The sequence below is a fragment of the Cupriavidus sp. HPC(L) genome, from assembly GCF_000307735.3.
In the GTDB taxonomy this organism is placed as follows: domain Bacteria; phylum Pseudomonadota; class Gammaproteobacteria; order Burkholderiales; family Burkholderiaceae; genus Cupriavidus.
This window is the reverse complement of the sequence record NZ_AMPR02000279.1, coordinates 21228-28392: the sequence shown is the minus strand read 5'-3', so window position 1 is coordinate 28392 and position 7165 is coordinate 21228. Positions and strand designations below refer to the sequence as shown.

At 69.9% G+C, this 7165-nt stretch carries 7 protein-coding genes; 1 reads left to right on the top strand and 6 read right to left on the bottom strand.

The features are described 5' to 3' along the window. The first annotated feature begins 88 nt into the window (after positions 1-88). On the top strand, positions 89-724 hold the full coding sequence (locus B551_RS26130; RefSeq protein ID WP_157071998.1) for a hypothetical protein: 636 nt from the start codon (positions 89-91) through the stop codon (positions 722-724). On the opposite strand, the gene B551_RS15645 is transcribed toward B551_RS26130, so the two are convergent. The 6 genes from B551_RS15645 to zwf form a co-directional block, all read right to left on the bottom strand. Beyond that, positions 643-1437 carry an SDR family NAD(P)-dependent oxidoreductase gene (locus tag B551_RS15645; RefSeq protein WP_006577936.1) on the bottom strand — a complete coding sequence of 265 codons (795 nt, stop codon included), beginning with the start codon at positions 1435-1437 and terminating at the stop codon, positions 643-645. The two genes, B551_RS26130 and B551_RS15645, sit on opposite strands and share 82 nt — an antisense overlap. Positions 1438-1572: 135 nt before the next feature. Next, positions 1573-2943, bottom strand: a complete 1371-nt coding sequence (locus B551_RS15640; protein WP_006577935.1) for an ATP-binding protein — start codon at positions 2941-2943, stop codon at positions 1573-1575. After that, positions 2943-3686: a response regulator transcription factor gene (locus B551_RS15635; RefSeq protein WP_006577934.1), complete on the bottom strand. Its 744-nt coding sequence runs from the start codon at positions 3684-3686 to the stop codon at positions 2943-2945. The genes B551_RS15640 and B551_RS15635 overlap by 1 nt, the downstream gene beginning before the upstream one ends. A gap of 43 nt (positions 3687-3729) precedes the next feature. Next, positions 3730-4704 carry a glucokinase gene (glk, locus tag B551_RS15630; RefSeq protein WP_006577933.1) on the bottom strand — a complete coding sequence of 325 codons (975 nt, stop codon included), beginning with the start codon at positions 4702-4704 and terminating at the stop codon, positions 3730-3732. A gap of 66 nt (positions 4705-4770) precedes the next feature. After that, on the bottom strand, positions 4771-5463 hold the full coding sequence (gene pgl, locus B551_RS15625) for a 6-phosphogluconolactonase (protein WP_023264485.1): 693 nt from the start codon (positions 5461-5463) through the stop codon (positions 4771-4773). Between the two features lie 66 nt (positions 5464-5529). Continuing rightward, on the bottom strand, positions 5530-6978 hold the full coding sequence (gene zwf, locus B551_RS15620; protein WP_023264484.1) for a glucose-6-phosphate dehydrogenase: 1449 nt from the start codon (positions 6976-6978) through the stop codon (positions 5530-5532). Positions 6979-7165: the final 187 nt, after the last annotated feature.

The following is a 7165-nucleotide window of genomic DNA, read 5'->3' as shown; positions in this document are numbered from 1 at the left end:
GGTGGCTGCCACGCGCGCCGCCGCAACGGAGGCGGCCGAAGTTTGAGGTGCGTCTGATTCAGGCCTGAAACAACGACACCGGCGCGGCATGGCCTCGACATGCGCGCCGTGTTTTCGTTTCATCGCTGCCGCGCATGAATGGGCGCCGAAGCGTACCCGTTTCTGCGCACTGCGCTCGGCAAGCGTACCCGTTTCTGCGGGCCGCGGTGGCGGCGGCATTGGCAGCGGCATTGGCAGCGGCATTGGCAGCGGCATTGGCAGCGGCATTGGCAGCGGCATTGGCAGCGGCATTGGCAGCGGCATTGGCAGCGGCATTGGCAGCGGCACTGGCAGCCGCATCGACAGCCGCATCGACAGCCTCATGGCCAGCCCTACTGCCAGCGTCATTGCCGGCATACAGTGCACCTTGCGGGCCAAAGCCAGGCCCGGGCATGGCATGAATCGGGCGGGCCATCCGCACCGGCCACGTGCGAATGCGGGCCTGCACCGTACCCGTTTCTGCGTCGTGCGAACGCCGTCCGATGCCGCGTGGCGTGCCGTGCGTACCCGTTTCTGCGTACACAACCTCAGTCGAATCAAGGCTCTCCGATGTCTCGACGTCTCGCCATCGCCGCGCGGATGCCGCCCGCTCGCGCCCCGGCATCAAGCGATGGTATCGACCACGCCGCCGTCGACGCGCAACGCGGCGCCGGTCGTCGCCGATGCCTGCGGCGAACAGACATAGACCACCATGTTGGCGACTTCCTCCACCGTGGCCGCGCGCTGGAGGATCGAGCTGGGCCGATGCGCCTTGACGAACTCGGCGGCCGCTTCCTCGATCGACAGCCCTGCCTTGTCGGCATCCTCGCGCAGCATCTCGCGCAGGCCGTCGGACAGCGTTGGCCCTGGCAATACCGCGTTGACCGTGACGCCGGTACCGGTCAGCCGTTTGGCGAGGCCGCGCGACACCGCCAGCTGCGCGGTCTTCGAGAAGCCGTAGTGGATCATGTCCTCCGGCGTGTTCAGCGCAGACTCCGACGAGATGAAGACCACGCGGCCCCAGCCGTTGGCCGCCATCGCGGCCGTATACGCCCGCGCCAGCCGCACGCCGGACATCACGTTGACATCGAAGATGCGGGCCCAGTCCTCGTCGCTCAGTTCGTAGAAATCGCGCGGACCGTAGATGCCGGCGTTGTTCACCAGAATGTCGACCGCCGGCTCCGCGGCCACGATCGCATCGCACCCGTGGGCGCTGCCCACGTCGGCCGCGACGCCGCGCACCGTGGCGCCCGGCACCTCGCGCACCACGTCCGCGATGGCGCCTTCGACGGTGTCCTGCTTGCGGCCATTGACGATGACCGCCGCGCCGCTGCGCGCCAGCCCGATGGCGATGGCCAGCCCGATGCCGGCTGTCGAGGCGGTGACCAGCGCGGTCTTGCCGGTGAGATCGATTTGCATGGGTACCTCCTGAAGCGGGGTGAGATCAGCGAAGGGGACGCAAAGGTTCGGAAAGTCCGAAAGGGTCGGTCAAGCGAGTACGCAGAAACGGGTACGCTTTTCGACAAGAACGTGGCGGCGCGTGAAGGCAGCGGCCTAATCGCGGCCCGTGCCTGACGCGTTGGCGGCCTCGGGAAACACCACCCGCACGCGCAGCCCCGGCTCGTTATCCTCGAGCGACAGCGTGGCGCGATGCACCTGGGCGATCTCGTCGACGATGGCCAGGCCCAGGCCGCTGCCGCCGCTCGGCGCATCGGGCAAGCGATAGAAGCGGTCCAGCACGCGGGCGCGCTGTTCGGGCGGGATGCCGGGACCGTTGTCGGCGACGATCAGCGCGACCCGGCCCGCGTCGCCGCGCTGCACGCGCACGTCGACCTTGCCGCCGGCCGGCACATAACGCAGCGCGTTGTCGATCAGATTGGTCAGCAGGATGCGCAGCGCGTCGGCATCGCCCTGCACCGACAATCCGTCCGTGCCGCGGTCATCCGCCGCATCCAGCCCAAGGTCGATATTCCGGTCCAGCGCGGCCTGCGTCATCTCGCCGACCACGGCCGCGGCCAGTTCGCGCAAGGCGACCGGCTGCTGGCCCGCGACGGCCGCGCCCGGCTCGTGACGCGCCAGCGTCAATAACTGCGTCACCAGATGCGTCAGCCGCTCGAGGCCGTCGCGCAGATTGCCGACTGCCTCGCGGCGCGCCGGCTCGCTGTCGGCACGTTCGACCAGCTGCGCCTGCAGCTGCAGCGCCGTCAGCGGCGTGCGCAGCGCGTGCGCGGCATCGGCGATGAACGCGCGCTGCGTGTCGATCGCGTCGGACAGCCGCGCCAGCAGCAGGTTCAGCGCCTCGGTCAGCGGCGCGATCTCGGCCGGCATCTCGGCGACCGCCAGCGGCGACAGCGCGTTGGCATCGCGTTTGCCGACCTGCCGCGCGATCTCGCGCACCGGCCGCAGCCCGCGGCCGACCGCGAGCCAGACCATCCAGCCGAGCAGCGGCAGCAGCAACAGCAGCGGCGCGACCGTGCGCAGCGCCATCCGTGCCGCCACTTCGCGGCGCGCGCTCATCGGCTGCGCGATCTGCACCACCGCCGGCCCGAGCTGCACGCTGTAGATGCGGAACTCGCCGTCGTCGGTGCGAACGTTGGAGAAACCCAGCTCGGCGCGCGGCGGCAGCGACGGCCGCGAGTGCGACAGATAGAGGCTGCGGCCGGTACCGTCCCAGATATGGATCACCACATCCTCGTCGGAGCGGAACAGATTGTCGGTGCCGGGCGGCAGCGGCGGCGACAGCGACGGCAGCGCCGGGCCGCTGAACTGGCTCGGCAGCGCGAGCGCGACCTGGCGCATCTGGTAGTCGAACAGCGCGTTGGCCTCCTGCCGCGCCTGGCCGTAGATCAGCGCGGTGGCGGCGGCGATGCCGGCCAGCAGGCCGAGGGCCAGCCACCACAGCAGGGTCCGCTGGATCGATCGCATCAGCGCACGCCCCCTGCCGCGGGATCGGCGCCACCTGGCTCGGCGCTCTCCTCGAGCTTCGGACAGACATAACCGACGCCGCGGATATTGCGGATCAAACCCTGGCCGAACTTCTTGCGCAGCGCGTGGATATAGACCTCGACCGTATTGCTGCCGACCTCGTCGTCCCAGCCGTACAGCTTCTCCTGCAGCTGCGGCACCGACCACACCTTGCCGGGCCGGGCCAGCAACGCCGCCAGCAGCGCGTATTCGCGCGCCGACAGATGGACCGGCTCGCCGGCCAGCGTGACTTCGCGCGTGGCCGGATTGAGCACGATCGCGCCATAGCGGACCAGCGGCTCGGCGCGGCCCTGCGCGCGTCGCGAGAGCGCATGGATGCGCGCCACCAGCTCCTGCAGGTCGAACGGCTTGACCAGATAGTCGTCCGCACCGGCGTTCAGGCCGGCGACCCGATCGGCGACCGCATCGCGCGCGGTCAGGATCAGCACCGGCGTGGCGACGCCGCGCGCGCGCATGCCGGCCAGCACGTCGAGTCCCGAACGGCGCGGCAGGCCGAGATCGAGCAGCACCAGATCGTGCTGCCCTTCGGCCGCGCCGCCGGCGGCGATGCCGGGCGGCTGCGTGGCGGCCGACAGGCCGGCCTCGCCATCGCGCACCCAGTCCACCGCGAAGCCTTCCTGACGCAGCGCGAGCCGCACGGAATCGCCGATCATCGTGTCGTCTTCGATCAGCAGCACGCGCATCGCTTCGCTCCGTTGGTTCGCAATCCGCAAGGGCCGCGGCGGCTCATCGCCGATCGACCGCTTCGGCCAGCGCGTGTGCCAGCCCCGGCAGCGCGGGAAACTGCGCGGTGATCACCTGCACCGGCACCGGTTCCAGAAACGCGCGCATGCGTCCCTTGTCGATGAAGCGCGCATTGAAGCTCGACGCCGCCAGCGCCTCAACGAAGCGCGGCACGATGCCGCCGCCGATATAGACACCGCCGCGCGCGCCAAGGATCAGCGTCACATCGGCCGCGACCGAACCGAGCAGGCCGCAGAACACGGCCAGCGCACGCTGGCATAGCGCGTCGCCGCGCTGCAGGGCACCCTCGGTGACCTCCGCCGCGGTCAGCGGCACGCGCACGGGCGTACCCGTTTCTGCGGCGAGCGCGGCATGCGTGTGCGACAGCCCCATGCCCGACAGCAGCCGTTCGGCCGACACGCGGCCGTGGTCACGATGCGCGGCATGCCAGGCGATCCACTCGTCGTCGGTGGCCGGCATCAGTTCGACATGCCCGCCCTCTCCGGCCAGCGCCACCGGCGCGGCACCGTGGCGGCCGGGGATCAGCCCCGACACGCCGAGCCCGGTGCCGGGGCCGATCAAGGCCAGCGGCGAGCCGGCGGCGGGCGTGCCGGCGCGCACCGGCGCCAGTTCGCTGGGCCGCAGATACGGCAGCGCCAGTGCCAGCGCGGTGAAGTCGTTCAGCGCCAGCAGCGTTTCCAGGCCCAGCGCCTGGCGCACCGCCTCGATCGAGAAGGCCCAGGCATGGTTGGTCAGCTTGACGCGATCGCCAGTGACCGGATTGGCGAGACCGATCGCCGCGTGGCGCGGCTGCGGGCCGGACAGCTGCGACAGGTATTGCCGCATCGCCGCCTCCAGCGACGGATAGTCGGCGACCTTCAGCGCGGTGACCGGTCCGATCGCATCGGGCGCGATCTGCAGGGCGAAGCGGACATTGGTGCCGCCGACATCGGCGAGCAGGCGTGGGTAGGTAGTCATCGCAAGGCGGGAAACATCGGGCGAAATTCGGGCGCTCGTGGCAACGCGCGCACTGCAGCGAATACGTCAGGCGGAGAACACGTCGAAACCATGACGATGCCGGCTGGCCACCAGCCCCACGGGCAACGCAGGCCCCGGCTCCTGCAGCGCGCGTTCGAATACGGCGGCCTTGGTCGCCCCGGCAAATGCCAGGAAGACGCGCTCGGTCGCCAGCAACGCGGCCAGGTTCAGCGTCACGCGCGCATGCGGCGCGCTGGCCGGGCGCGTCACCACATAGCAAGGCGTATCGCCATTGAGCGCTTCGCCGAGCTCCGGCGCATCGGCGAACAGCGAGGCGGTATGGCCGTCCTCGCCCATGCCGAGCACCGCCACGTCGGGCTGGCGAAACGCGGCATTGAGTGCGCCATTGAGGCGCACCACCGCCCGCGCGGGCTCGGACGCCTCGAGCGCATCGGCGATCAGTGGCACGAAGCTGGCCGCGGCGGCGGCATCGCGCAGCAGGTGTTCCTGCACCAGCCGCGCATTGCTGTCCTCGTGCCCGGGCGGCACCGCGCGCTCGTCGACCAGCGTGATCGTGACCGCGTCCCAGCGCACCGGCCGATAGCGCAGCCGCTCGAACATCGGCACCGGCGAACGCCCCCCCGAGACGGCAAGCACCGCGTGTCCGCGGTCCTGAATGGCAAGGTCGAGCGCGTGGCTGATGGAGGCAGCCAGCGCTTCGGCCTGGTCCAGCGGCGAAGGATGTTCGAAGCGGCGCATGGCGATTTCCCGGATGTGGATTCGTTGCAGCGGACCGGCGGGGCTAACCGGTGGGTAGGCGGAACGTCAGACCTCCTCGTGCCACAGCGCGTCGTCGCGCGACAGCAGCGCGGACGAGGCCGCCGGCCCCCAGGTGCCCGCGGTATAGGGCTTGGGCGGCAGCGAGCTCTCCGCCCAGGTGTCGATGATCGGCTCGACCCAGCGCCATGCCTGCACCTGTTCGTCGCGGCGCACGAACAGGCCCAGCCGTCCGCGTATCACGTCGAGCAGCAGGCGTTCGTAGGCGCCCGCGCGGCGCACCTTGAACGAGTTGGCGAAGTCCAGGTCCAGGGAGGTCGGCGTCAGCGCGACCGTGTCGCCCGGTTGCTTGACCAGGAAGTACAGGCGGATGCTTTCCTCGGGCTGCAGGCGGATCACCAGCCGGTTCTGCGGCGACAGCGTCAGCGGGCGCGGAAAGATCGCATGCGGCACGTCGCGGAAGTGGATCACGATCTCGGCCACGCGCGACTGCATCCGCTTGCCGGTGCGCAGGTAGAACGGCACGCCAGCCCAGCGCCAGTTGGCGATCTCGGCCTTGATCGCGACGAAGGTCTCGGTGCGGCTGTCCGGCGCGATGCCAGGCTCCTCGAGATAGCCCGGCACCGGCTTGCCGGCGATCGCGCCGGCGCGGTATTGGCCGCGCACGGTCTTCTCGGCCACTTCCTGCGGCGTGATCGGCCTGAGCGCCTTCAGGATCTTGATCTTCTCGTCGCGCACCGCGTCTTCGGTCAGGCTGGTGGGCGGCTCCATCGCGACCATGCACAGCAGCTGCAGCAGGTGGTTCTGCACCATGTCGCGCAGCGCGCCGGTCTGGTCGTAGAAGTCGCCGCGGCCTTCGACACCGAGCTCCTCGGCGATCGTGATCTGCACGTCCTGCACCCACTCGCGCCGCCACAGCGGCTCGAACAGCGCGTTGCCGAAGCGGATCGCCATCAGGTTCTGCACCGACTCCTTGCCCAGGTAGTGGTCGATCCGGTAGATCTGCTCCTCGGCGAAGTAACGGGCCACTGCCGCGTTGATCGCCTCGTTCGAATCCAGGTCGTGGCCCAGCGGTTTTTCCAGCACCACGCGCACGTTGGATTGGTTCAGGCCGGTGCGGCCGAACTGCTCGCAGATCGGCACGAACAGATGCGGCGCGGTGGCCAGATAGCAGACCACGACCTCGGGCTGGCGGGACAGCACCTTGCGCGCCAGCGCATCGAAATGCTCGGGCTGGCGGGCGTCGGCCTGCACGTAGCACAGCCGCGCGACGAAGCTGGCCCAGTCGCCCGGCGGCGCATGCTCGAGGCCCGGCCGCATGCCCTGCTCGAGCGTGGCGACATACTCCTCGGTGGTGGAAGGATGGCTGCCCGTGGTCAGGATGCGCGCCGCGGGATGCAACAATCCGGCGCGATGCGCGTCGAACAAGGCCGGCAGCAGTTTGCGCCTGGCCAGGTCACCGGTGCCGCCAACCAGCACCATGTCGAAATCGGGCATGCTCACCCTGACCTCCTTGTCGCTTGATAGAGACCCCGAAGCGCGGCCGTTGCGGCCAGTTTACGTGAGTCGCGGGCGCTTTGCGAGCCACGCGGCAGCCAGCGGCAAGGGTCGCGGCGCGGCGGGCATGCTCCATGCAAGCACCGATGAGATGCGCTAGGCTGAACTGCGACATTACCTGCGACGT

Excerpts from the sequence above, each read along its gene's own strand:
- B551_RS26130 (WP_157071998.1), top strand. The coding sequence starts at position 89 with ATGGCCTCGACATGCGCGCCGTGTTTTCGTTTCATCGCTGCCGCGCAT.
- B551_RS15645 (WP_006577936.1), bottom strand. The coding sequence starts at position 1,437 with ATGCAAATCGATCTCACCGGCAAGACCGCGCTGGTCACCGCCTCGACA.
- B551_RS15640 (WP_006577935.1), bottom strand. The coding sequence starts at position 2,943 with ATGCGATCGATCCAGCGGACCCTGCTGTGGTGGCTGGCCCTCGGCCTG.
- B551_RS15635 (WP_006577934.1), bottom strand. The coding sequence starts at position 3,686 with ATGCGCGTGCTGCTGATCGAAGACGACACGATGATCGGCGATTCCGTG.
- glk (WP_006577933.1), bottom strand. The coding sequence starts at position 4,704 with ATGACTACCTACCCACGCCTGCTCGCCGATGTCGGCGGCACCAATGTC.
- pgl (WP_023264485.1), bottom strand. The coding sequence starts at position 5,463 with ATGCGCCGCTTCGAACATCCTTCGCCGCTGGACCAGGCCGAAGCGCTG.
- zwf (WP_023264484.1), bottom strand. The coding sequence starts at position 6,978 with ATGCCCGATTTCGACATGGTGCTGGTTGGCGGCACCGGTGACCTGGCC.